The sequence below is a fragment of the Lactobacillus sp. C449L genome, from assembly GCF_059900815.1.
This window is the reverse complement of sequence record NZ_JBWXGA010000224.1, coordinates 1-455: the sequence shown is the minus strand read 5'-3', so window position 1 is coordinate 455 and position 455 is coordinate 1. Positions and strand designations below refer to the sequence as shown.

The window sequence follows — 455 nt, the reverse complement described above, 5'->3', positions numbered from 1 at the left end:
GGACGCTGAAGCAAGAAGGGCCCCAGCGCCAGCCGATCGGGTTCCTGCCTTTCAGGCAAGCAGCGGAGTAGTTGGGGCGAGCCGCCGAGGTCGGCCGTCCGCTCCCTGAAGGGCAATGCCTCAGGATGTCACGAACAGGGTGTAGGCGATCTGGGCGAGGTCGCTTTCACCTTGGATATTGTATGTCACCAGAACATGGTTCTGACCGGATACAGGCGCCGACGTCACTTGGTTCACAGTGCACGATTTCCCAGCCTTGGGGATCGGGATCAGCTGCACAAGCTGACCCGAGAACGCGTGGCCGACGTCGATCCTGAACGAGCCTGATCCGAAGGGGCCGTCGAAATAACCTCGATGGATCACGAGTCGTGAATCGACCCCCAGACCTTGATCCGGCACGTCGACAGCTGTTGCACCACGCTTGCTAGACGTCATCTTCTGGTTCATGGCATCAC

General features: G+C 59.8%; 1 protein-coding gene. It reads right to left on the bottom strand.

Going from position 1 to position 455, the window contains the following annotated elements; genetic code table 11:
* Positions 1-120: 120 nt before the first annotated feature.
* Positions 121-455, bottom strand: a 335-nt coding sequence (locus AC2JF9_RS09140) for a hypothetical protein (protein ID WP_500727141.1), incomplete at its 5' end; no start/stop codon positions are given.